General features: G+C 43.3%; 19 protein-coding genes. 12 read left to right on the top strand and 7 right to left on the bottom strand.

All coding sequences use genetic code 11. The features are described 5' to 3' along the window. The first annotated feature begins 50 nt into the window (after positions 1-50). The 8 genes from RH40_RS18880 (at position 51) to RH40_RS18845 (ending at position 9,256) form a co-directional block, all read left to right on the top strand. Positions 51-2,084, top strand: coding sequence for a TonB-dependent receptor (locus tag RH40_RS18880; RefSeq protein ID WP_009603301.1), 2,034 nt, complete (start codon positions 51-53; stop codon positions 2,082-2,084). Between the two features lie 103 nt (positions 2,085-2,187). After that, entirely contained in the window at positions 2,188-4,308 is a 2,121-nt protein-coding gene (locus tag RH40_RS18875; protein ID WP_009603300.1) for a TonB-dependent receptor family protein, read from the top strand. A gap of 113 nt (positions 4,309-4,421) precedes the next feature. Next, a complete protein-coding gene (locus RH40_RS18870) occupies positions 4,422-5,312 on the top strand; it encodes a Fe(3+) dicitrate ABC transporter substrate-binding protein (RefSeq protein ID WP_422636330.1) in 891 nt (296 codons plus the stop codon). A gap of 110 nt (positions 5,313-5,422) precedes the next feature. Beyond that, on the top strand, positions 5,423-6,343 hold the full coding sequence (locus RH40_RS18865) for a FecCD family ABC transporter permease (RefSeq protein ID WP_241209913.1): 921 nt from the start codon (positions 5,423-5,425) through the stop codon (positions 6,341-6,343). Continuing rightward, a complete protein-coding gene (locus tag RH40_RS18860; protein WP_009603297.1) occupies positions 6,343-7,314 on the top strand; it encodes an iron chelate uptake ABC transporter family permease subunit in 972 nt (323 codons plus the stop codon). Before RH40_RS18865 ends, RH40_RS18860 begins: the two co-directional genes overlap by 1 nt. 2 nt (positions 7,315-7,316) lie before the next feature. Further along, positions 7,317-8,081: a Fe(3+) dicitrate ABC transporter ATP-binding protein FecE gene (gene fecE / locus RH40_RS18855; RefSeq protein WP_009603296.1), complete on the top strand. Its 765-nt coding sequence runs from the start codon at positions 7,317-7,319 to the stop codon at positions 8,079-8,081. A 194-nt stretch (positions 8,082-8,275) separates the two neighbouring features. After that, positions 8,276-8,713 (top strand): YcgN family cysteine cluster protein, encoded by a 438-nt coding sequence (locus RH40_RS18850; RefSeq protein ID WP_009603295.1) that lies wholly within the window; start codon positions 8,276-8,278, stop codon positions 8,711-8,713. Positions 8,714-8,818: 105 nt separating this feature from the next. Beyond that, positions 8,819-9,256 (top strand): hypothetical protein, encoded by a 438-nt coding sequence (locus tag RH40_RS18845; protein ID WP_009603293.1) that lies wholly within the window; start codon positions 8,819-8,821, stop codon positions 9,254-9,256. Between the two features lie 32 nt (positions 9,257-9,288). Here RH40_RS18845 and RH40_RS18840 read toward each other — a convergent pair whose 3' ends face one another. Further along, on the bottom strand, positions 9,289-9,570 hold the full coding sequence (locus tag RH40_RS18840; RefSeq protein WP_009603292.1) for a hypothetical protein: 282 nt from the start codon (positions 9,568-9,570) through the stop codon (positions 9,289-9,291). Between the two features lie 635 nt (positions 9,571-10,205). Between RH40_RS18840 and RH40_RS18835 the strand changes: the two genes are divergently transcribed. Both RH40_RS18835 and RH40_RS18830 read left to right on the top strand, forming a co-directional pair. Next, on the top strand, positions 10,206-10,775 hold the full coding sequence (locus RH40_RS18835) for a glycine zipper 2TM domain-containing protein (RefSeq protein ID WP_009603291.1): 570 nt from the start codon (positions 10,206-10,208) through the stop codon (positions 10,773-10,775). A gap of 12 nt (positions 10,776-10,787) precedes the next feature. Then, positions 10,788-11,387, top strand: a complete 600-nt coding sequence (locus RH40_RS18830; protein ID WP_009603290.1) for a DUF5384 family protein — start codon at positions 10,788-10,790, stop codon at positions 11,385-11,387. Between the two features lie 1,517 nt (positions 11,388-12,904). On the opposite strand, the gene RH40_RS18825 is transcribed toward RH40_RS18830, so the two are convergent. The 5 genes from RH40_RS18825 to RH40_RS18805 all read right to left on the bottom strand — a co-directional run bounded on the left by RH40_RS18825 (position 12,905) and on the right by RH40_RS18805 (position 20,272). Next, positions 12,905-15,022 carry a TonB-dependent receptor gene (locus RH40_RS18825; protein ID WP_009603289.1) on the bottom strand — a complete coding sequence of 706 codons (2,118 nt, stop codon included), beginning with the start codon at positions 15,020-15,022 and terminating at the stop codon, positions 12,905-12,907. A 390-nt stretch (positions 15,023-15,412) separates the two neighbouring features. Next, positions 15,413-16,369: a GntR family transcriptional regulator gene (locus RH40_RS18820; RefSeq protein ID WP_009603288.1), complete on the bottom strand. Its 957-nt coding sequence runs from the start codon at positions 16,367-16,369 to the stop codon at positions 15,413-15,415. A gap of 223 nt (positions 16,370-16,592) precedes the next feature. Further along, the gene (gene fhuB, locus RH40_RS18815; RefSeq protein WP_009603287.1) at positions 16,593-18,590 is read right to left on the bottom strand and encodes a Fe(3+)-hydroxamate ABC transporter permease FhuB; all 1,998 of its coding nucleotides are present in this window, start codon (positions 18,588-18,590) and stop codon (positions 16,593-16,595) included. Further along, the gene (locus RH40_RS18810) at positions 18,590-19,486 is read right to left on the bottom strand and encodes an iron-siderophore ABC transporter substrate-binding protein (RefSeq protein ID WP_009603286.1); all 897 of its coding nucleotides are present in this window, start codon (positions 19,484-19,486) and stop codon (positions 18,590-18,592) included. The genes fhuB and RH40_RS18810 overlap by 1 nt, the downstream gene beginning before the upstream one ends. 18 nt (positions 19,487-19,504) lie before the next feature. Continuing rightward, complete coding sequence (locus RH40_RS18805; protein ID WP_009603285.1) at positions 19,505-20,272, bottom strand: ABC transporter ATP-binding protein; 768 nt, start codon at positions 20,270-20,272, stop codon at positions 19,505-19,507. A 572-nt stretch (positions 20,273-20,844) separates the two neighbouring features. On the opposite strand from RH40_RS18805, the gene RH40_RS18800 reads away from it, so the two are divergent. Together RH40_RS18800 and RH40_RS18795 are read left to right on the top strand one after the other, a co-directional pair. Next, a complete protein-coding gene (locus RH40_RS18800; protein WP_009603283.1) occupies positions 20,845-22,359 on the top strand; it encodes an NAD(P)-binding protein in 1,515 nt (504 codons plus the stop codon). Continuing rightward, the gene (locus RH40_RS18795; RefSeq protein ID WP_009603282.1) at positions 22,349-23,143 is read left to right on the top strand and encodes a hypothetical protein; all 795 of its coding nucleotides are present in this window, start codon (positions 22,349-22,351) and stop codon (positions 23,141-23,143) included. Before RH40_RS18800 ends, RH40_RS18795 begins: the two co-directional genes overlap by 11 nt. 17 nt (positions 23,144-23,160) lie before the next feature. Here RH40_RS18795 and RH40_RS18790 read toward each other — a convergent pair whose 3' ends face one another. Further along, positions 23,161-23,931, bottom strand: a complete 771-nt coding sequence (locus tag RH40_RS18790; protein ID WP_009603281.1) for an AraC family transcriptional regulator — start codon at positions 23,929-23,931, stop codon at positions 23,161-23,163. Between the last annotated feature and the right edge of the window lie 78 nt (positions 23,932-24,009).

Genomic DNA, 24,009 nt, shown 5'->3' with positions numbered 1-24,009 from the left:
TGTTTACATTCGCAGGTGTTGGCAGTTTTAACAATTTGCGGAATAAAAAAATGAAAATAAAGTTGACCTTATCCCCTTTAGCGATCGCCATAGGTGGAACGTTAACAGCAGTGGCAGTGGTGCCAAGTGTATTAGCATCCGAAGATGTTGAAACGAATGAAATCATCGAAGTGGTTGGTCACCAGTATGAGGGTTATGCTGAGAGAATGCCGCAGTCAGGCACTAAGACGGATGTGGAGTGGTTAGACGTTCCACAGTCAGTATCGGTCGTGACAAAGACAGAAATGCAAGATAGAGGGGCAGCGCGTTTAGTCGATGCTTTAGATGGAGTGGCTGGTGTCAACAACACGCTAGGTGAAGGTAGCCGAGACCAGTTTGTGATTCGCGGGTTTGATGCGCTTAACGATATCTATCGTGATGGAATGCGAGATGATGGTGTACTGCAGTCCTACCGTAGTCTGGCGAATATCGAACGTGTTGAGGTGGTAAAAGGAGCGGCTGGTGCATTGTATGGTCGGGGGTCGGCAGGCGGCATCATTAATTTGGTGACTAAGCGCGCGAATGGCGACAATTTTACCAATGTCAATGGTAGCATTGGTAGCAACAATCAATTCATTAGTCAGCTTGATAGTTCTGCAGCGCTCAACGATAAGGTTAATGGCCGTATTAACTTAGAGTATCGTCAAGCTGATTCTTACGTAGACCATATTGATTCTAACGATTTCTTTATTGCACCCACCATCCGCATTTTACCTGCTGATGGGCATACCCTTGATTTTGATCTTGAATATGCTCATCAAGAGCTGGTTCCCTATCGAGGTGTGCCATCGAAAAACGGCAAGCCGATTGACGTGTCAGAGAGTGCATTTTTTGGTGGTACCAACGATTTCCAACAATCGGATAGTCTTCGTCTTGGTGTTAACTACGAGTGGCGTTTGAATGATGAATGGGCTTGGACAAACCGAGTGTCACACAACCGCATTGAGCTTGAACAAAAGGGCACGCGTCAAGGTACTGTGGTTGGTAATACCGTTTCTCAAACCGTCAATAATTTTGGTTATGACCCTCGCACGACAACGACTCTTCAATCAGAGCTCGTCTGGGAAACGGGATCCAATCAAATGATGATTGGTGCAGATTATAACCAAATCAATATTGACTTAACCTACGCTAAAAACACATTACCATCGCAAAATATCGGCAACCCTACGATAGGCCCAACACCAAACCCAGGCTTTAAACCTTTCCGTGATAACACAACCACAACTGCGGGTATCTATATCCAAGATGTCTACACGTTAGGCGATTTCTCTATCATAGGTAATGTGCGTTATGACTCAATGGATCTTGAGCAGAAAAAAGTCGGTGGAGTGAAAGAAAACCTTGATGACAACAAAGTCAGTTATCGTGCTGGTTTGGTTTACCGCATCAACTATGACGTGTCGGTCTATACCAGTTTAGCGCGTTCATGGCAGCTACCTTACTCTGGTATTTACATTAATCCGAAATTGGCAGAGTTTTTCCATACCGACCTAAAAGAAGTCGGCGCAAAAGCTTACCTATTAGACAACGCACTGATGCTTAATGCCGCTCTATTTCAAATCGATCAAGAACAGCCACAAACCAATACTGAAGGTGATGTCACCAACAAGATTGAAGCACGCCATCAAGGTATCGAATTGGAAATGCGTGGACAGATCACGCAGCAATGGGACATCTCAGTCGGCTACAGCTACCTTGATGCAAAAGACAAAAAGACAGACAAGAAACCCAATGATGTGTCCGACCACCTATTTTCATTGTGGAGTACATATCAGCTTAACGAAAACTGGCGTTTGGGCGGGGGTGCTAAATACGTTGGCGACCGCTACGCTGGTGACGATGAAGCGGTTGCTCTGGGTGATTACACCACAGTAGATCTGATGGCGGCTTACACAACAGGTCGTCACAAAATTCAAGCCAATGCTTATAACGTGTTTAACGAAAAATACATTCTAGGGGCTACCAATGGTAAATCTGGACTGAATCAGATTGGTTACGGAGCACCCGTAGAGTTCATGCTCAACTATGGATATCAATTCTAGATTTTTTACTTTTTAGTGATAGATATTTTGCCTTCTTTTGAAGGCTGTTAGCCCAAAGGGTCAATGCTACTCCTTGACCCTTAATTCTCTTAAAGGAAACCTAATGCGTTCCCAACATACTGATAATACAGCCCAAGTTAAATGGCGTTTAACTGCTCTTGCGACCGCGATTGCGTCTGTCATCTCCATGAATGTGCTTGCGGCACCTGAACCTCAAACCAACACCACGGAGAAGATGGTTGTCACTGCAAGTGTCATTGGCGATTCTGCAATGGAAGACGTAAAAGAGTACCCTGGTGCACGTACCGTACTGACGAATGAGCAGATTGAAAAGACGGCCGCACATTCAATCGACTCGGCACTCCAAAGTGTTCCTGGCATCAAGGTGCAAGATGAAACTGGCACTGGCGTTCTTCCTAATATTTCGGTTCGAGGCTTAAAAGCAAGCCGCAGTGGCTATGCTCAATTTTTGATGGATGGTGTGCCTCTAACATTGGCTCCCTATGGTCATACCGGACAATCGATTTTCCCAGCCACATTGTCCACAATTGAGCGCATCGATATTGTGCGCGGTGGTGCGGCGGTTCAATATGGTCCCAATAATGTTGGCGGTGTGATTAATTTGGTGACAAAACCGATTCCAAACACTTGGCAGACTGAAATCAATAATCGCCTAAAGGTGTTCGAGGGCGGTGACACGCCACTCAATGATTTTTACCTAAGAACAGGCGGGTGGTTAACGGACACGTTTGCGATTCAGTTAGAGGGTAATTTTTTAAAAGGCGAGAGTTTTCGTGAACACTCTGAAACGGACGTAAAGAACTTCCAAATCAAAACCGATTGGTTATTGAGCGATACTCAAGAGTTGCAAGCTTTTATTCAAAGGTATGATGCTGATACTAAAATGCCGGGTGCATTGTCTCCACAAGATTATGAACACGACCGCAATCAATCTAAGCGCCCTTACGATGAATATCAGGGCAAATCAACGCGCTGGAATTTGAAATATATTCATGAATTAAATCTTGCGGACAGTACAAAGCTGGAAGTTCAAACTTTTGGCCATAACTCTGATCGCTTCTTCCAGTGGGGCTTTAATGATGGCGATGGACACTGGGCAGATCCTGCGTTACCCTCGACCGATGTGCGCACTTCTCCAAGAAAATTCAACGTTTACGGAGTAGAGCCCAAGCTTGCGATGCACTTTGGAGAGGGCAGTGCTGTGACCCAGAACTGGATCCTTGGTGCTCGCTACGTTAATGAAGATATCGACTACAAGCTGACTCAAACTCCAATTGCTGGTGGAGCGACTAAAGTACCACGTGATTGGCATTTAGATACAGATGCGTTTGCGGGTTATATCAGTAATGAAGTGGGTTTGTTCAATGATACGTTAAAAGTTACGCCGGGTGTTCGCTACGAATCTGTCGATATGACGTTTGATGATCTGGGAGAAACGCAAAAGAGCGATAACAAAGTCACCGAGTGGTTGCCTGCTCTAACGGTCGCCTATAACTTTACTGAGCAATGGGTTGGTTATGTAAATGCTCAAAAGTCACTGCGTGCACCTCAGATCGCAAATATTCGAGGTTTTGGCAAAGAAGGCAGTGAGCTTGCGTGGAACTATGAGTTAGGTGCTCGCTATACCCAAGACTCCACCAGTTTTAATATTGCTCTCTATCGTATTGACTTTAAAGATCAGCTTCAGTGGAAAAAAACCACTCAGACCTTTGAAAATATTGGTCAAACGCTGCATCAAGGTATTGAACTAGGGGCTCGCTACGTTCCTGAATCATTACCAGCACTTAGTCTGGGGCTTAGTTACAACTATTTGGATGCAGAGTTGAAAGAAGAAGGGAAAAATGAGGGTAATCAGCTTGCTTATTCTTCAACACACCAATTGAGTTGGGATGCAACCTATGCGTTTACCAATTTAGAGACAACGCTATCGGGCTACTACTACAGCAGCGCATATTCTGACAATGAAAATACCAGTCAAGAAGACGCAACTGGGGCCAAGGGTAAAGTGCCCGCTTATATGGTTTGGAACCTCAACCTAGGTAGGGAGTTGTATAAGGATGAGAACGGTAAGCTGCGCATGAATGTTGCTGTGAATAACCTATTTGATGAGGATTACTATTTCCGAGGCATTGATACTAGCCCTGTTGGCCGGTATCCGGCTCCGGGGCGCTCGTATACCTTAGATCTGAATTACCAGTTCTAATTGGTTATTTATTGGTATTAACCACAATCAAAGTCGCCAGTTCAACTTGGCGACTTTCACGATCTTAGTATTAGGAATATAAAAACATGGAAAACGAATCTCGGTTTTTATCGATGAGCTTATGGTTTGCCCTCTTGCTGTCTATTGCTGTCCTATCTTTCCCAAGCTCAGCAAAAACTCGCGTGGTACAAGATGAGCAAGGAACTTTCGAGTTAGAGAGCATTCCTAAACGTGTTGTTGTTTTAGAGTTTTCTTTTGTGGATGCACTAGCGGCTGTGGGTGTATCACCTGTCGGGGTTGCCGATGACAATAATGCAGCAAGAGTGATTGAAGCGGTACGCGACTTAGTTCAGCCATGGGAATCGGTTGGAATGCGTTCTCAGCCAAGTTTAGAAGCTATTGCTTTACTCAAACCGGATTTGATTATAGCCGATGCAGAGCGTCATCGTACTATCTATCAAGATCTTAACCGCATCGCGCCGACGTTACTGCTTAAAAGTCGTGGTGAAACGTATCATGAAAACTTGGAGTCTGCACACAAGATAGGTATTGCACTCAACAAGCAAGAAGCAATGGATAAGCGTATCCAACAGCATCAAGAAACCATGACCAAGTATAAGCAGCACTTCACACTTAAACAGACGGTACAGTTTGCGGTTGTATCAGACAAGGGTATGTGGCTCCATGGCCCACAATCTTATGCTGGTGGGGTTCTGAATGAGTTAGGTATCGCGAGCCCGATCACACAGAAAACCGAAAAAGCCTATCTGCCTGCGAGTTTCGAGTTACTGCTAAAAACCAACCCAGATTGGCTGCTGCTTGGGGCGTACTCTCAGCCGAACGTTATTGGTGAATGGAAAAAGAATCCGCTATTTAAGCTACTATCGTCGGCTAAAGCGCAGCACATTATTGAGGTATCACCGGAGCTTTGGTCTTTGAATCGAGGCATGTTGGCGGCCGAGAAGATAGCGCAGAATTTAGAGCAGATCTTGGGCAAGTCATGAGCTCAGTCGTGGCACTAAAAGAAAACCTGTCTCAGTCTGAAATACCTTGGCGAGCGGTACTCTTTGTGATTGCTATTTTGGCTTTGTTACTGACAGGCTATGTGGCTTCAATGACAGGCTGGTCAAACTTTTCACTCGCACCGAGTGATTTAATCGGTTATTGGTTTTCATTCGATGAAAACAACATGACGCATCAGATACTTGAAACGTTAAGAGCGCCAAGAGCCTATGCTGGGCTCATGATTGGTGCTTGCCTTGCTGTTGCAGGTCTATTGATGCAGGGTTTAACCCGCAATGCGTTGGCATCCCCCTCGATTTTAGGCATTAACGCTGGCGCGGCTTGTTTTATGGCATTCGCCGCCATTGGTGTTCCGATAATCAGTGAGATCAACCCAATTGTAAATGCTGTACTTGGTGCGCTTCTTAGTGGTGTTGCTGTGATGATGCTCGGTGGCTTTTTTTCGGCTCGCTCTCATCCTCTGCGTTTGGTTTTAGCTGGTATTGCAATTAGCGCGCTGTTGCTGGGGCTGACCCGAGCGGCGCTTATTCTAGCCGACGACATGGCTTACAGTGTCCTACATTGGCTAACGGGGTCGTTGGCAAGTGTCGATAAGCAACAATGGAGCCAACTGTGTTTGCCAGCATTGGTCGGATTGGTTGTAGCTATGGGGCTCGCTCGTAATCTCAATTTGTTAGCGCTTGGAGAAGACGTTGCCGTTGGGCTAGGTAGCAATGTCCGCAGGACTCGTCTTATCACTGGCATCACCATTGTTTTATTGGCGGGAACCTGCGTTGCTATTGCTGGCCCCATTGGTTTTATTGGCCTTCTCGTTCCCCACTTGGTAAGACCTATGGTCGGTCATAACTATCATGTATTGATCCCTTGCTCGGCGTTGACCGGTGCTGCTTTGGTTGTTTGGTCTGATGCATTATCACGGGCTATTGCGTTTCCAACTGAGACGCCCGTTGGCGTGCTGACAGCGCTCATTGGCACGCCTTGTTTTATCCTTGTTGCAATGAGAAGTTCGTAATGGTGAATCAAATAAAACTGACAGTATTATTCGGGCTGGTTGCTCTGGCTGCTGTTGTAAGCTTGTTGGTGGGAGCCGCTTCTCTTTCAACTGCCGATGTTTTGCACCTCTTGGTCTCTTTTTCCAACGATGACTTTATTATTCATCAGTATCGTTTTCCTCGCACCATACTGGCGATTGGTGTTGGCGCAGGACTGGGACTGTCGGGCTTATTAGTTCAAGGTGTGATTCGAAATCCACTGGCTTCTCCCGATCTTATGGGGATAAGCGCTGGTGCTGGTTTAGCCGCAACCGCAAGCTTGGTTTGGTTTCCTAATACATCACTAAACTGGCTACCTTTAATCGCAATGTTTGGCGGTGTGTTTGCCGCAGGGCTGATTGCAGTTCTGGCGTGGCGTTCGAAGCCAACACCTGCAAGACTAGCGTTAATTGGTATTGCCGTTAGCGCCTTTCTTGCCAGTGGCATTGACTTTTTATTGGTGACTCATCCGATTGAAATCAACACCGCCATGGTCTGGCTGACGGGTAGCCTTTGGGGACGAAACTGGCAGCAAGTTCCAGTTATCTGGGGTGCTTTGTCAGTGCTAATAGTATTTGCATGTTGGTTGGCGTGGCGCTTAGATGTGATGGGATTGGGTGAAGAGAGTGCGACTACCCTAGGAGCCAAACCAAGGCAAATTCAAGTGCTTTCGCTATTAGCTGCGGTACTATTGTCGAGTATCAGTGTCTCCGTTGCGGGCACAATAAGCTTTGTTGGCCTTTTGTCTCCTCACTTGGCGCGCCTTTTGTTTGGCCATAACCACAAATTACTCATCCCTGCCTCAGCTTTGGTCGGTGCATTACTGGTTACATGTGCCGACGGCATGGCGCGTGGCATTCAACCGCCGATTGAATTACCAGCAGGCGTGCTTACGTCGGTTATCGGAGCGCCTTATTTTATTTTTCTTCTATATCGTTATCGAGGGTGGTAATCATGCTGAAAACCAAGAACCTTTCAGTCGCCTATGGTAAAAACACAATCATTCCTGACTTGTCGGTCTCAATACCGCAAGGGAAAATTACCGCGTTGATAGGGCCAAATGGCTGTGGTAAATCAACCTTATTGAAGACCTTAGCTCGGATCAATAAACCTGTAGCAGGTGAGATCTTCTTCAATGACAAGCCGTTGTCGAGTTATGGAGATAAGCGCCTAGCGCGTTCATTGTCACTGTTGCCGCAAATCTTAGTCAGCCCAGAAGGAATAACAGTAAGAAAGCTGGTTGAATATGGACGCTCTCCTTATTTGTCCCATTGGGGAAGGCTAGGGCAAGAGGACAAGAGCATAGTTGAGCAAGCCATGCAGCAAACTGGCGTGTCAGAATTTGCCGATAAATCGGTTGAGTCATTATCCGGTGGTCAGCGTCAAAGAGCTTGGATTGCGATGGTCATGGCGCAAGATACCGAAGTTGTAATGCTGGACGAGCCAACAACTTATCTTGATATGTCGCATCAAGTGGAGCTGATGAATTTGATGCAACAAATGAATGCTCAAGGAAAAACGGTTGTAGTGGTATTGCACGATCTTAACCAAGCGTGCCGTTACTGTGACCATTTGATTGTGCTTGAGCAAGGTCAACTTGTGGCACAAGGTTCACCCGACGAGGTGTTGACCGAATCTCTGCTTGATGAGGTTTTTGACCTAAAAGCGAAAATCTTTAATGATCCTATCTCTAATACGCCGATGTGTGTCGCGATTTAAGCGCTCATATGATTCATAAATATCGCTTATCAAAGATCGCTTCGGCGGTCTTTTGTTTTTTTAATTAGGCTCAAGTAACTTCAAGCTGAGGGCAATATACTCAGCGTTATCTTGTACGAAAGGCTTGAACTTTGCTAAGAGTCTCGCTATAAATGCCGTCCTTATTTATACAAAGCGTCGATTAGGGCAAGTTAATGACACAGTTTTGGCAAGAAAAAGCATTAGAAGATATGACCGAGCAAGAGTGGGAATCGCTCTGTGACGGCTGTGGAAAATGCTGCCTACACAAACTGATGGATGAAGACACTGAAGAGATCTATTACACCAATGTTGCTTGCAGTTGGCTCAACAGTAAGACCTGCTCTTGTAAAGACTACCCTAATCGTTTCTCTTCAGGTGAAGAGTGCACTAAGCTAACCCGTGATGATATTGATGACTTTACTTGGCTACCCCACACCTGCGCCTATCGATTACTTGCCGAGGATCAGCCCCTTCCTGAATGGCATCCCTTGTTAACGGGTTCAAAATCCGCCATGCATAAAGCTGGCGAAAGCGTTCGCAATAAAGTGGTGTATGAAATTGATGTGATCGATTGGGAAGACCACATTTTAAACCATCCTAATCGAAACTAGGCAAAGCAAGACTTTCCTTATCCGATGGTGAAACTGAATAGCAGCTCATACAGATGGCAATAGAAACGTCAGGAAAAGAAAGTAGGTTTTGGGGGAGTGTGATCAATGCGCCTTCTTAAATTTTTGGCGTCTATCGCCTTATTAACCGGATGTGCTGCTCAAGCGGATTCAGAAGTAACGATAACTGACTGGGTAGCTAAAACGGAACAGTGTGTTGCTGTGTTCAATGAAAGTAAAGCAAGTTTTCCGAAGGATGCTTGGTTCGACTCTTTGCCGGTAGAGCAAAAAAGAGGTGTAGTATTCTACCTCTACCAAGAAAAACTCTTTGGATGCTCCAAGCAAGAGTCTGATGCACTAATGGCCTCTTTAACTCAAAGCAACAACAAAACCCTGATTAAATTTTTCAAAGGGCTAGGGGCTTTTGAAAAGCCGGACACTAAGTTTATTAAAGACATTGATACTGACCAACTTAAAAAGCTATCGAGCAATGTTGTGGCGTTCAACCTTGTCAATGTTTCTAAAGAGCTTAACTTCTTAAATTAGTGGGTTAGGGCGCCATGCGCCCCTCTTGGTATTTAAATTAAATCACGGCATGCAAGCAGAACTCTGAAACGGTGTGTGTCCTTAATTATTTCTTTAACGAAAGGCGTTGTGTGTTCAATATTCAATTGCTCACTTTGATAGGCGCAATACTTTAATATATCCCAATCAGTACATTCGTTAGCGTAGCAATAAAGAATATCTTCAGCATTAAGCTCATTTAGAGAGTCAGTAATGCAGCCCATAAACCATTTGAGAGCTGGGTAGTTTGTGGCTGTATCTACAATCAGCCAGTTTAAATATTCTATATCATTCATTTTCTCATTATATCAATACTCCTCTGCAGAAAAGTATTAAAAAAGCATGACTCAATGCGGAGTAGTTTTTAGTTTTTAAAGCCAGTCGGTCTAAGTAACTTTTGTCCCAAAATTAGCTAGATTATTTACTCTAATACGATCTGAAGTTAGCGATTTTGCATTAGAAAAATTTATGGGAGGGTAGCAGCTATGTTGGTATATCCACAATCGTGACATGATGAAAGTACATCTGCCTAATGCCATGTGAAACAGAATGACTGACAATGGCCCTGTAAGCTCAACTACAGTAAATACAACCGTGTACAGGTGCAATTTTGCCGTACTTAACTATTGCTCGTGTGCACAATCCGACCGCCAGCTGCTTTTCATCACGTTAGGAGGGTATGCCAAAGATTGATGAAAGCTTGAAATGATCAATTCTATTCCTATCTCAACTGTTGTGGAAAATAAGGTTTTTAATTATTTTTTCATTGGGTGTATTATTTGATTTCAAAAAATATAGACCTGTTCTAAATATAAACAAGAGAATAAAAATAAAAAATTACTATTAGTATTATTTAATTATTTTTTCATTGGGTGTATTATTTAATTTCAAAAAATATAGACCTGTTCTAAATATAAACAAGAGACTAAAAATGAAAAAATTACTATTTGCATTATCTGGGGCGACAGCAGTCATATTAAGTGGTTGTGCAGCAACGGGAGAAGATCATAGGGCAGATACTTATACAGCAGAGCAAGTTAACACATCTATTGAAGCTAAAACGGTTAACATTATTGCGATTCTTCCAGCTAAAGTAGCTGTAGATAACTCTGAAAATGTGAAAAATGCTCAAGTTGCTGGCGGATTGATTGGAGCAATTACTGGCGGTGTTTTGGGAAACCAATCTAATTCTGAATATGGCTCGGAAGTCGGAGGAATAGCAGGAGGTGTGGCTGGTGTAGCTATAGGTTCTACTGTTGAAAATACAACTATGATAGATGGTGTTCAACTTACTTATCGACAAGAAGTTATAGAACAGGTAGCTGATGTAAAAGATGGTAAAAAAGTGCTTGAATACGTCAAGCATGATAAGACATTTATTTCGGCACAAGTGGGTAAGTCTTGTGAATACAAAAATGGTATAGCTTTACTTGTTACTACAGTAAAGGGGAATACCAGAATCCAACCAAACTCAACGTGCCCTGAACCAGTAAAATCATAAGAGGCTTACTCAATGAAGAAATTGATGATTATTGCATTAGTGATGCTGTCATTTAATGCTAAGGCTAACTTAGAAGAACAGCTATCTGCAATTCATAAAGCCGAAAAGGCTGAAGTTAAAAAAATTCAGGAAGCAAAAGAAGCTAAAAGACTTGCGGCTCTTGAGGCCGAAAGAGTAAAGCGTGAAGCTGAAGAAAGGCAGCGTGCCATAGTTGAAAAAAACAGAGCCAAGAAAGCTCAGATAGCAGCTCAGAGAGAAGCTGATATTAAAAGCGAACGCTTATCTGATAAATATAGAGAACAAGCATTTGAAGATGAAATGAGGCAACTACAACTTGACGAAATGCGTATGGAACTGGCTGAAAGAAAAGCTATGTCTAATGCAAGAATTACTAAAGCAGATGCTTTTGCTGAAAATGAGGTTCAAAAAGCTACTGCTCAAGTTGAAATGCAAAGAGCGAAGACTGACGTAATTCAATCTTTAGCCGATGTCTCAAGGAAAAATGCTGAAAGCGATGCTATTCTAAAATCTAAAGTAGGAGATGCCTTGGTTGAAAAAGCCAAAAATCCAGACACATACAATGTAGACATCAAGAAAAAAGAAGAGTGGTAAGCTAAATATACCACTTATGACATTGATAGGTAGTACTGGTGCTGCCTATCTTGAAGAATCTATACTTTGTCTACTTTACAAATCTTATGCGAATTTGCTTGGCTTAATTGATGTCCGAAGCCAATAATTGTCCAAAAAGACAGAGACGTTGCAAGGGTAGTTATCGCTATGACGTTTGTGTCCAGAAATACATCTGTGTACAAATGGCGTTGCAATACTAAATCCTCTGACAATGTTCACTTTGAGGATATGCTGGGCTCGGAGCTAGCTTTGATTTAAGTGGTATGTCCTTTCACTGAAATTATGATTTAGGTTATGATTTTCAGGCTTTTCAATAAAACAGCATCTGTTATTAAAAAGTATATTTCTTGAAAATAGAAAAAAATATTTCGTTATTGAGATAGGATATTTCTTGCAATTATTTATCTATTTTGCCATACCTTTATAGCTTTCAGAAATTTTGGGTGGGAGATAGTTGTCGTTTCTTACGAGTAGAAGATCTATTTACATTAAATTAACTACGTATATTCGCACCATTAGGTATGAAGGTGGAACTCTTTTTATTGTTGCATTCTTAATGTTTCTATTTATATTGACTAATTTTTTATGGTGCCTGAAGAAGGGATATCTAAATATAGTGCGTTGCCGAGGTTATCACTTCACACATGGCCGTTATTTTTTGGTTTTTTTCGTGTCGTTATATTTGTCAGTTTTCATGTTTGTTGCAATATTTGTTAAAGCTTTAAGATATTAGTTATAATTTGGTAATATGGATGTTTTTTTTAAAATCGGCAGTCAGCTTGTGGATTTTTGGCATCTAATGGAGATAAATTACTGCTGACCCATGGCAATAAAGCATTAAATTACTTAACATGGAAGCGTGAGACAGGTTATACCCTCTTGCCAAAAATGAAAAACGTAGCACCGATTGAAATGATATTAACCCTGGGAGAAGCGGTATTTATATCGATTGGCCGATGGCACTGCGTGGATATTTAGATGAGTCATACAGTGTGTGCTTTATGGATTGTTGTTCTGGTCAACTGCAGCTGGACACTTTTCTTAACTGATTATCAGCCCTCAAAATGGTTTTCCCTCAAAAATCTAATGCGAATTTGCTTGGCTTAATCGAAATCAGAAAACAATGATTGTCCAATAATGAGTTTGCTCATAAAATCTGTCGCCATTTTATCGCCATTGCTAGGTATTTATATTCTTATCTTATTGTTTTATATTGTTTTTATTTTTAGTGAGCAATAAGACCATATTTTAAATCATCCTAACAGGAGCTAGGCAAAGTAAGCACTTATGGTTTGGCGTAAAAGATTCAATATTGGTCTTGTTCGCTGAGAAGAGACGCTTTCTCTATTTTTCACCGATTTTCAACATTCTATAGTAAAAACTTGTTGCTTGAAGGTATTTAGATTCAGACCCGGTCAAAAAGCTATGCTTAATGAGTAGGCACAGCTAAATTTTGCCGGGTCGTGATTGTTGGAACAAGCTCGTTTTTTAAGCGATTAAAACTTGACTTGGTAGTTCAGAGTGAAAGTGCGGCCGCGACCTTTGTATTGGTATAGCGCATCGCTACCTTTGTACCAGTATTGAGCACGCTGACTCCAGATTGTGTAGTAATCTTCGTTTAGCAGGTTCTTAATACCAAAGCCCAGATTACCAACTGGAAGCTGGTAGTTACCTGTGAAATCAACGACTGTGAAGCCATCTAGCTCACGTTGATCAGAATCTTTATAGTCAAACATAGTTAGGCTTTGTAGTTTCAGGCTATAGTCATTATCGTACCAGCCAACCCAAGCTCCCGCTTTAGAAGTGCTCGCTTCCATCACCTCGTGATCTTCCCAGCCAGTGTCTTTTTCAGTTTCTGTCACAACATAGTGACCTAATAGACCAAGTTGTAGCATGTCTGTTGCCCAGTAGCTGATTTGAGCTTCCGCGCCGTAGACACGTTTAGGTTCTGCAAGACCTGAGACCGATAGGTCATCTTCGTACTCAACGGTTGCGCTTGAGTGCGAGTAGTAGATTGCAGATTGTAGTGAGATATTATTTAAATCGTTACGGTAACCCAGCTCGTAGCTGTCGGTTTTGATTCCATCTAACTTAGAAGCAGCGACATCTTGAGTAGGTTCCTTGCCGTAGTAGTTATGTGGCTGAGGGATCTCGAAACCTTGTGAGAAGTTAGCCCAAACCTGAGAAGTAGGGTTGAGGTGATAGATAGTACCAAAGTTAAACAACCCCTCAGCGTAATCTGTCGAGCCACCAGGAATGAAGTGCGAACTAGGGGTCGCTTGGAAGTCAGACACGTCTATGTCCATTTTCTGATAGCGATAACCTGTTTGTACTGACCAATCATCAGTAATGTTGTATTCCGCTTGAATGAAGCCAGCGATAGATTGAGTGTCGATCCCCGGATAACGACCTTGCATTTCGCTGATGACGTTTACTAAGCCTCCCGTAGCCTCGGTCGTAGCTTGATCGTAGTTCGCTTGGTCCATATCAAACTTATCGATGAAACTGTCGATACCGTAGGTCAGATTCCAGGAGCCAAATGATTTATTAAGTGCCGCTTTTATTGCCAAAATATCAGTAGATTGGCGAGAAGATCTAGTCGACAGAGTTGCTTTGCCATCTCTTGTGTAAGGCATGAAGGTGTGATCTTCGGTACGGTAGGATAGTTCGGCGATTAGCTGGTGGCTTAAGAAGTTGTTGTTGCTGTATGCCGCACTTAACATCACACGCTCTGTGCCTTGTTCTCGATCCGCTGAGTAGCCCTCTCTGACATCGATAAATTTGAAGTTACCGCTACCATCTTTTTCAAAGTACAGGCCGTAAGGAGTGTCTTGTTGGCTATCGTAGTACTGTGCTAACAAGTTTAGTTGTTGACCTTCAGCAACATTAATCTGTAGGTTACTTAGTAGGTCAATGGTTTCGTTAAACTGAGTCGAACCCTGAGTCATATCTGGAGTTACCATCTCACCATCGGCATCGAAATAACCTTGTGTTTTGGTGTAAGCGACCGATGCGCGTCCCTGAATTTTCTCGTTGCCACCTGCTATTGACTGAGCCAGTTTGTAGTCAAAATCTTCGCTAGATGAAAAGCCTGAAGTCCCACTAACAAATGATTCAAATTCGACTTCTTCACCAGATGCTTTTTTAGTGATGATGTTGATAACACCACCCGAAGCACCGGCACCGTAAATCGATGTTGCACCAGAGAGTACTTCGATGCGGTCGATGTTGAATGGGTCAATTGAGTCTAACTGACGGCTTATTGATCGAACTGATTGTAGAGATACACCATCAATCATTACCATCAGTTTACGACCACGTAGGTTTTGGCCAGAGTGGGTACGGCCACCACTGCTTAAATCCAGTGAAGGGACAGTAGCTGCCAGAATCTCATCAAGGCTTTTCCCACCGCGGTATTCTTGCTCGATAGTCTCTGAGTTAATGTACCAAACGGTACCTGGAATATCGCTGATCGCTTTCGGCACCCGGCTTGAAACAATCACCATTTTCTTTTCAGTTGTTAGATCTTGAGCTTGGGCTGTGAATACTGTACTTGCTGCCGCAACTGCTAATGCGACGGTGGAAAGCTTAAAACTTCCTTTTTCGGTCTTCATTTTTTTCTCTACATTTATCAATTATCAATGAAAGGCTGCACACATTTATTTTTGCGCGGTGACTCTATTTTTTTATTGTGTTTATCCAGGCTCAACAGAGCGGTGAGCAATTACGAATCGGAAAAGTGAGTCGTTATCACTGCTGTTTTAATTCTTACTCTAAATAAGAATCATTATTATTGTATTTATGATGCGAAAAAACAATATGAGAATGAAATTTATTTTTAAATGCATCAGTAGTGTCTGTTTTATAGGATCGTTAAAGCCCAGCTATTATGCCTGATTTAATATTAAGTTTATGATTAAATTCGTATTTTTTTGCGTAGGGCGAGAGACGACGGAAAATAAATGAAGAGGGAGCGAGCAGCATGAAATTATGCTGCTCCTAGGTTAGTTGTTTTTTCCTGAAATACTGCTGAGTAATTGTTCTCGCTGTTCGTGCGATACGTTCATGACATTGTTGTAGGTGCTATTCATTACTCGTATATCATTTTCGAGTAATCGGGTTAGCTTTGCTGAGGCACTTTGATTGTCGCCTGCTAGAACTAGATCCATGATGTCTAAGCGGCGCTGGCATGACTTAACAACGGAAGATTGAATATGCATAGAGACCAAATCCGTAGCCTTACGCAGACGATTTTGTTGTTGCATCATCGCTAACAAAAAGCGGTTTCCGGAACTGGCTGCGATCAGTTCATGGAAGTCGACACTCAGTGCAAAGAGTTGACTAGCGGAAGTCGATGTTGGATTATTGATGGCGTAGATATGGCGATCTCGGCATGCTTCTAGTTCGCTACGCCTTAAGTCCCATGTCGGCTCAAGCAGTCCTGCAGGTTCAAAGATCAAGCGGCATCGATAGCTCTCGGTATGCCTTTCAAGTGTGTTTAGAACACCATCAAGTTGCCATTTATAGCCGGGGCTGCGACGGAAAATACCATCGCTTTCTAGTAGGCGAGCGACATTTTGAATTTCGCCACGGTTAGCCTCATACCGTTCTTGCAAGTCTTTTTCTGAGAAGGAACTGCTTAATTCCCCAAAGAACAGGTCCATCAAAATATTCAGGTACAGTTGTTCTTGGCGGGGCTGTTTGCCGTCTGTCGGTACGTCTAGCTCAATATCAGCGGCATCCATTTGAAGCACCGAACCTTTATAGGGAACAACTTTAGTAATGCCCTGACTCGACAAATGTTTTAAAACGGCGCGTATTGGGCTTCTTGAAACTTCAAATTGTTGTGCCAAAGAAGATTCATTGAGGCTAATACCGGCTTTAGCCTCTTCGGCTTTTAAGCTAGCAATGACTTTAAACAGCAAATCTTGTTGGAGCTTTGTAATTGTCGTTATGTCCATAGGGCTTACAAGTCAGTTTGTTATTGGAGCCATGGTAAACATAAAAGTGCTCGAATACCATTTATTGCGTTTCTGCAATCAAAAAACAATTAATAGTATTCCGGATTAACTACGTCGGTTGAGGGGATAAATAAAAGTTGAACGGACAAAGATAGAATTGAAATGAGCCCTCCACTTCGAATTTCAGCAAAGTGGAGGAGAAAGTGATAGGCTTGTTTAAAGGTTACTTTCTCATTAGGTAAAGGAAGTAACCGCCCCCAAGGAGAGAAGCAAGTAGCCCAGCAGGGAACTGCCAAGGGAACCACAAAGTACGACCAATCCAGTCCGCTGCGACCATGATGATCGCGCCCAACAATGCAGCTGTCAGCATTTGCGGAATCGCCCTATATTGGTGAAGTGAGCGAGCCATGTGAGGTGCTAGCAGTCCGATAAAGCTCAGTGGACCAATAACGATAGTGCACAGCGTAGTAAGTGCTGCTACCAATAACAGTAAGGCTAAGCGAACTGTGGTTGTATTCATCCCCAAACCGCTGGTGGTCACTTCACCCAAGTTTATAAGCTCAATCCAGCGATGAAGTGAAAGGGAAACAGCACCAAAAATTGTCACACCAACAGCAAGTAAAACGACATCTTGCGTGGCAACCAGATACGTTGAACCCGATAACCAAGTCAGCAGTGCCGTGGCATTTTCGTTACCTGAACTCATTGTAATACGCAGCAAAGCATCTAGCCCAGCGCTTAGAGCGATACCAGTTAAGAGAGTTTGCGTTGGCGCGAAGTTGTGCTTTCTGCCCATCAACCAAACTACAGCGGTAACAGACGTTGCTCCAAGTGTACCAAGCAGCATCTGTTCTTCGCGTCCAATCGAGTTGCCCCCGAGTGTGCCGAGAACCAGCGCTAGGGCAGCGCCTGAACTTATGCCCAACACTTCCGGGCTCGCCATCGGGTTATTTGAAGTACGTTGAATAATGGTGCCCGCGAAAGCGAGGCCAATACCGGCTAACAGTGCCACGAGTACTCGTGGCGTACGTAATTCAAATAAGGATTCACGAATCTCAATACTCCAGCCGAATTGGTTTTTACCGACAGTGATCGCAACAAAACACGTAACCGCCAATACCAACGACATAGCAATCAAGGTTTTGGCTGTGTTAACTCGCTTGTACTTTTCAATATGCTCGTTACGGCTCTTGAGATCCGATTGAAGTTTAGTGCGTTGCAATAACCAGAGTAAAAATGGTGCGCCAATCAGGGCGGTCATTGCCCCTGTGGGTAGCAACTCTCCTCCTACACCTGAGAAAGGCTGAATAACAAGGTCGACAATCAATAGCAGCAGACTGCCGACTAAGCCACTGACAACAATCTGTTTTGCAAGTGTTCGCGCGCCTAACATTCTCGCTATTGCCGGTGCAACAATACCGACAAAGCCGATCAGACCAACTTCACTGACCACGGCCGCGGTAATAAAAATAGCCATTGACAGGCAAAGCAATTTAATCTGCTTGATGTTGACGCCTAAGGAAGTAGCAACATTGTCACCGAACTGGAGTACAGACAGAGGTCTCTGCAGTATCAACAGTAGAATAGTGGGAAGGGTAACAAGTGGTAAAAGTACCTGAGTGCTCGACCAGTCATTCTGGTTGAGTGCGCCAGCACCCCAGACAAAAACAGTCGTTAAACGTTGCTCATGCAATAGCAACAGCATGGTATTAACCGAACCAAGGAAAAGGCTGACTACCATACCGGCCAAAACCATCTGTAATGGTGAAAATCCTCTGCTAGAGCTAAGGAGAAAAACCAATCCTGTAGCAAGGCAGCCACCGATAAAGGCTGGAAAAAAATTAGGAATTAAACTGGTGGCTGGGAGCAGCAATAGACCGAGCACCATGCCGAACTCGGCTCCTGCTGCGACCCCAAGCGTAGTCGGAGAGGCGATTGGGTTGCGCAATACAAACTGCATCACGCAGCCAGAAACCGCGAGTGCGAAACCGCAAATCAACGCCACAGCGAGTCTTGGCAGGTAAGTGTAATGGGTAATGATATGTTGGTAGTTGGCTGGATCGAAGTGAAACAGCGATTGCCAAATTAAACCGATTCCCTGTGAATAGGGAGCGGTTACTTGCAGTAACCCACTAACCAGTGCCATGACAGCGATGGTTAGTAGAATAGGTTTGATATTGACGTTTTGGCTACTGCGCTGCGCGATATTGCCTGCGTTCATTAAGGTTTAACTAACTCTTGAGTGATATGGTCACTGAAACGTTGTGCAGCGATAAGGCCGCCGAACGTCCAGATTGCCGGGAGTTCATAGACGGAGTCACTGCGAGTAAATTCCATTGCCTGCCAAAGTGGCGACTGGTTAAGCTGTTTACGCTCTTTCTCCTTAAGAGGGCCAAAAAGTATGACGGTGGCACCTTGGTGTTCAGCAAGTTTTTCAGTTCCGGTCGTGGTGAATCCCCACATGTTTGTGGTTTCGTCCCAGTCATTGCGCATTCCCATTGCGTCAATCGTGTCTTGAGCTAAAGAGCCTTTGCTATGGACACGGAGCGTCTTGTCGTTGATGAAGCGAGCAAAAATAATCGGCTTTTGTGCGGAACCAGCGGCCTGAATCTTACGACCGTTTTCAGCCAGACGTTGGTGTGTCTGACTGATCACCATTTCTGCTTGTTGTTGTTTGTCGAATAGCTGGCCTAAAGAGCGAGTAATGGACTCTGCTGATTTTAGCGGCTGTTTCTCTTCACTGTAGATAGTGAAGACAACAACGGGAGCGATCTTGCTAAGCGGCTGGTAAGCTGCGGCCATATGTTTACTGATCAGTATTATGTCAGGCTTAAGTTCACTCAGCAGTTCAAGGTTAGGTTCTCTACGCGAGCCTACATCAGTGACCTTTGGGTTTAGCTCTGGTTCTGCTACCCACTGCTGGTAGCCTTGAGGGTTGGCGACACCTTCTGGTTCAATACCTAAGCTAAGTAATGTTTCAGTCAGTGCCCAGTCTAACGCAACCACCTTTTTGGGAGACTGTTCAAAAGTGCTCACTCCCATTTCATGAGTAATCTCCAGAGCGTAACTTTGAGCAGAGACGAAAGCTGCACACAACATCACGATTAATTTTTTCACAATGAATTCCTTTTGGGGTTAAGGGATATAACTTATTGGCTGACCAGTCGTCGGGTGCGGGAACAGTGCCAGTTCCATACCGTAAATCTTTCTCAGCGTATCTGGTGTCATCAGCTCTTCTGGTGTGCCCGAGGCGATCACTTTGCCTGAGTGAAGGGCGATTAAGCGGTCACTGAATTTGGCGGCCATATTGACGTCATGCAATACCATAATCACGGTCAGCCCCAATGACTGATTAAGTTCACGGATTAACGCGAGTAATTCATGCTGGTGGGCGACATCGAGTGCAGAAGTAGGCTCATCGAGTAAGATGCACTGGCTTTGCTGGGCAAGCAGCATTGCTACCCATGCGCGCTGTCTTTCACCACCGGATAAGCTCGCCACATATCGTTCGGCCAGATTACTCAGACCTACTTTTTCAATTGCTGAGTCGACGATGGCGTAATCCTGTTGACTATAGCGTCCAAAAGCCCCTTTCCATGGATAACGACCTAAACAGACGAGTTCGCGCACTGTTACGCCATCTGTGACTGGTGGATGCTGTGGCAGATAAGCAACTTGATGGGCAAATTTCATATGACTGTAGGAAGAGATTTGCTTCTTTTGGAACATTACCTTGCCATGACTTGGCGTGTTTTGCCTGCTTAAGAGTTTAATCAGGGTCGACTTACCACAACCGTTATGACCGAGTAGAGTGGTGATCTCTCCTTGAGTGAAAGTCAGGTTAGTAGGGGAAAGTATGATCTTGTCGTCGATTTCAAACGACGCATCGACAAGTTGGTACATGGCGAAATATCAAGTTGTGTTATTTGTTACTAGTCGGCAATGTTAACATATGGAAATAGAAATGATAATTACTTTCATAATCGCTTTGTGGTGTGAGTTTCTCTAGCCACACTGTACTTTCTCTTGCGTTTATCGTGTTTTCAATATGCTGCTAGTTACACAAAATCAAACCGCCCAGTTGGGTGTCGTTGGCCTTGCGAGTTTTTTTGGTGTTTGTCCTGACTTAGTCCTGATTAAAGTACAGTCGCCATCTACTCATTACGAGTGGTTCTATTACAAAAAATAAAGAGTACTTTTTGTTTCTTCCCAACTGTCTCGAGTAAAAAAGCACTTAAGTCACAACATAACGAAAAAAACTAAAATCTTTTAATTATTTATATTAGATTGGTTGCATATTTTTGGGCAATGAACTGACGCTTTACCAATATCAGGGAAATCCTTTCTCAAATTTTTAGTTAGTTAAATTCACCTGCTGTAATGTCTGATGGAACACTGTGCACAACTGATTCACTCAGTATTTGTGCACAAGGGTTTCATGGTGGTCGGAGTTACTAAAAAAGAAGAAAATACATATGCAAAACTCTCAGTCTGTAACATCAAATAAACGCCACGTTGCTATTTTTGGAGCCGGATTTTCTGGGTTAGTTATGGCGCATGAATGCCTCAAAAACGGTTTTGAAGTCTCCATTTTTGATAAAGAATCTTATACCGGTGGTAAGTGTGTTGGAACGGTGAAAGACGGTATTTTACATGAGGTAACCCATCGCCAGTTCTTTGCAAAAAACAACAATCTTATTGAGCTTTTAAAAGAAATACCGTCACCGATGGGAAGTTGTTTTGATGCATTAAGCCCGCAAAACAAAGTTCAGTTTCATTGGGCAAAAAAGTCAAAAACTATGCAGTTTCAACGCGCTTATTTCAGTGCATTAGAGAAATTAATTGATGATGCAAAATCTGCGTATGCCATGTTTTATGCAGACGTTCCGGCCAAAGATATTCTTTGGTTCAAAAAACAGATCACTAGTGATAAAAGTAAAGAAGAATTGCTTGAAACAACCGTCAGTGAATACTTCGAATATCAAACAAGAGTCAAACTCAGTGGTTTTTTAAGGCCAGTTCTACTGGGCTGGGTAGGAGCAACTGATGAGATGCCAGCACTTTCGGCACTGGACTTGCTCAACTACAAAATAGGTGAGTTCCATCCTGATTCGCCGCGTGCGTACAACCTTGGTATTTGCGAGCCGATCAGTGACGCTTTCATTAATCCCCTCACCAAACACCTGATTGCTCAAGGCGCAAATTTCTATTTAAATAGTGAATTGGCAAAGCTTCATTGTAATGAAACGAGCGCTTTGATTGAACGAGCAAGCCTTACCAATGGTGAAACTATTAACGCAGACATCTTCGTTTCAGCGTTACCCGCTCACGTTACCCGTAATTTGCTGGGTGAATACTGTACAGATTTTGACGTTGATTATGTGTTGAGCCATGGATTTCAGTTTCATTTCTCCTCTATGCCAAGAGAATTACAAGACAAAACCGTTGGGCTTATTATCGATTCTCCTTGGGGGTTAAGTTACAACATCACCGAACAACAGGTCGCTGATGGAAAATGTGTTTGTTTATCGATTACTGCGACCGATATCAGTCGTGCTAAAGGAAGTCTGTATTCACGCCCCTTGACTGATTTAAATCTATCCCAAGTAAAAGATGAATTACTTTTTCAGATGTTTGGTAACACCGAACTATTAAGCAGTTTTGATTACATTGGTTTTCATCCTGGTCCGGGCGCAAAATTAGTGACGCCTATAGAACTAGAGACGGCCTATTCGAGTTGGTTTAAAGGCGACGTATTACATGATGAGAGTGGTGAGCCCAAGCACTGGGTTTTTCAGCACGCTCTCACTCACCCGACAGTAAAATGCCACCAAAGTTTAACTTCTAGTCAGTGTAAAAATTTATTCTTTGTCGGTGAGTATCTGTTTGATCCTAAGCAAAACTGGCGTGCGCCGGTTACCCTTGAACGCTGCGCTGAAACTGCCCGATTATGCGCTGAGATCGTCGTTGAGAGGGAAAATGAGCGTTAACACAAAATTAGCATCATCTGCTTCAGGCGCACTTTTTTTTACCTTAGTTGTGATATATGCAAGTGGGTACTATCAGCTTGTACAAAGCCACATGATGCTAACTTTAATTTTGACATTGTTTTTCCCCCTGGTCTTTTTTCCTCTGGTAAAACCTGTCGAGAATGATGATGAAATTAAACGCATCCTCTATTTAGAGTCTGGATTTAACTTGGTGTGCTTCGTCATGATTTGCCACTGGGTAGACGTTTCATATCTAGATAATGCTTTGATGGTCTTCTTTGGCATTCAAACGATGGGCTTCATTTGGGTTCAGCTGAAAACACACGCCTACTTATCTGTTGTTGTCTCATTATGCCTAGGGGGAGCCATTGCACAATGGATTCATTCAAGTGGCAACACCTTGTATTTGGGAAGTGCCGAGTTATTGTTATTTGGTACTCCAGTACCTTGGCAACTGAAAGTGATATATGGGGCATGGTTGATCCAATTACTGTTTGTGGAATACAAGCATGTTCTCCCCAAGATGGTGCCCGCTGCGATTCATATTGCTTCATATACGATTGCGATATTCGCCGATGATTTCTTCCACGCTCGCATTATCACGGCGAGCCACTTCTTGTTCTTAAATTTATGTTTTGATTTTAAATCACCAAACTGGGGAGTGAACAACTTGTCGTGTTTGCAAACATTCACCAAAATTGTGTGTTCACAAAAAGTGCAGTGGTCGATATCAGGTGTGATGATTATGATCTCTGTGTTGAGCTTTTGGTCTCTGGTTGGGTAAATGGCTATTCGCGGCTATTAAAGATATATGGCGCGGTATTTTCTAGGTGTTTGCTTAAACAGCTTTTTGAAAGCCTGTACATAGGCTGAATCAGAAGCATATCCCAACTCAAGAGCAATTTCCTGTACGCTCATTTTTGAACCCAATAGTTGTAAAGATAAGACTAGCCGAATGCTTTGTCGCCATAGGGAAAACGATTGAGAGAACTCTTTCGAGCATAGTCTGGATAATGTTCGCTCAGATGCTCCAACTTTCGTGGCCCACTCTTTTAGCGTATAGGGTAAGTCAGGTTGGTGCTTTAACTGTATAAAAATGGACAAAAGGCGTTTATCTCTAGGGATAAGAAGCGGTATCTCATAGCTTTTTGCTACTTCGATCTGGTCGCGTAGTACCATCAACACATTTGCAATATTAGACTCTGGCTGTGAGAGCGTATCATTTTCGAACAGAAGCTGTATCAATTCTTTAAGGAAGGCGCTAACCCGATAGGACTTGGGTTTTTCTCCAAATTGGACATATTTGTTCGGGTTAAGGTAAATCGCTAAAAATTGGGTATCGGTAATAGCAACGGATTTATGAATGGTATTGGCGGGTATATAGAGCATGCCATTGTGGGGGACGATTCCACTTTTTCCACTAATATCAGATTGTATCAATCCCTGATGTGGAAACACTATTTGGTGCCATGGATGTGAGTGGAAATCATCAACATAACCGGAGGGCATTTCGATCGTGTTTGTTATGAATTGTTTATCAGAAAAGTCTTTTATTATGTCGTTAGCTTGCATGATTGGCGACTTATCAACATTAGATGTCAGAGAGTATAAAATAAGACATCCAGATTTGGTATAACCTTATCGGCCTAT

Origin of the sequence: Vibrio caribbeanicus ATCC BAA-2122 (genome assembly GCF_000165125.1) — a bacterium.
GTDB lineage: Bacteria > Pseudomonadota > Gammaproteobacteria > Enterobacterales > Vibrionaceae > Vibrio > Vibrio caribbeanicus.
The sequence above is the reverse complement of the archived record's forward strand: the minus strand, read 5'-3'. Positions and strand labels throughout refer to the sequence as shown.

Excerpts from the sequence above, each read along its gene's own strand:
- RH40_RS18800 (WP_009603283.1), top strand. The coding sequence starts at position 20,845 with ATGCAAAACTCTCAGTCTGTAACATCAAATAAACGCCACGTTGCTATT.
- RH40_RS18805 (WP_009603285.1), bottom strand. The coding sequence starts at position 20,272 with ATGTACCAACTTGTCGATGCGTCGTTTGAAATCGACGACAAGATCATA.
- RH40_RS18875 (WP_009603300.1), top strand. The coding sequence starts at position 2,188 with ATGCGTTCCCAACATACTGATAATACAGCCCAAGTTAAATGGCGTTTA.
- RH40_RS18825 (WP_009603289.1), bottom strand. The coding sequence starts at position 15,022 with ATGAAGACCGAAAAAGGAAGTTTTAAGCTTTCCACCGTCGCATTAGCA.
- RH40_RS18790 (WP_009603281.1), bottom strand. The coding sequence starts at position 23,931 with ATGCAAGCTAACGACATAATAAAAGACTTTTCTGATAAACAATTCATA.
- RH40_RS18850 (WP_009603295.1), top strand. The coding sequence starts at position 8,276 with ATGACACAGTTTTGGCAAGAAAAAGCATTAGAAGATATGACCGAGCAA.
- fhuB (WP_009603287.1), bottom strand. The coding sequence starts at position 18,590 with ATGAACGCAGGCAATATCGCGCAGCGCAGTAGCCAAAACGTCAATATC.
- RH40_RS18860 (WP_009603297.1), top strand. The coding sequence starts at position 6,343 with ATGGTGAATCAAATAAAACTGACAGTATTATTCGGGCTGGTTGCTCTG.
- RH40_RS18865 (WP_241209913.1), top strand. The coding sequence starts at position 5,423 with ATGACAGGCTGGTCAAACTTTTCACTCGCACCGAGTGATTTAATCGGT.
- RH40_RS18830 (WP_009603290.1), top strand. The coding sequence starts at position 10,788 with ATGAAGAAATTGATGATTATTGCATTAGTGATGCTGTCATTTAATGCT.
- RH40_RS18880 (WP_009603301.1), top strand. The coding sequence starts at position 51 with ATGAAAATAAAGTTGACCTTATCCCCTTTAGCGATCGCCATAGGTGGA.
- RH40_RS18870 (WP_422636330.1), top strand. The coding sequence starts at position 4,422 with ATGAGCTTATGGTTTGCCCTCTTGCTGTCTATTGCTGTCCTATCTTTC.
- RH40_RS18820 (WP_009603288.1), bottom strand. The coding sequence starts at position 16,369 with ATGGACATAACGACAATTACAAAGCTCCAACAAGATTTGCTGTTTAAA.
- RH40_RS18795 (WP_009603282.1), top strand. The coding sequence starts at position 22,349 with ATGAGCGTTAACACAAAATTAGCATCATCTGCTTCAGGCGCACTTTTT.
- RH40_RS18845 (WP_009603293.1), top strand. The coding sequence starts at position 8,819 with ATGCGCCTTCTTAAATTTTTGGCGTCTATCGCCTTATTAACCGGATGT.
- RH40_RS18835 (WP_009603291.1), top strand. The coding sequence starts at position 10,206 with ATGAAAAAATTACTATTTGCATTATCTGGGGCGACAGCAGTCATATTA.
- RH40_RS18840 (WP_009603292.1), bottom strand. The coding sequence starts at position 9,570 with ATGAATGATATAGAATATTTAAACTGGCTGATTGTAGATACAGCCACA.
- fecE (WP_009603296.1), top strand. The coding sequence starts at position 7,317 with ATGCTGAAAACCAAGAACCTTTCAGTCGCCTATGGTAAAAACACAATC.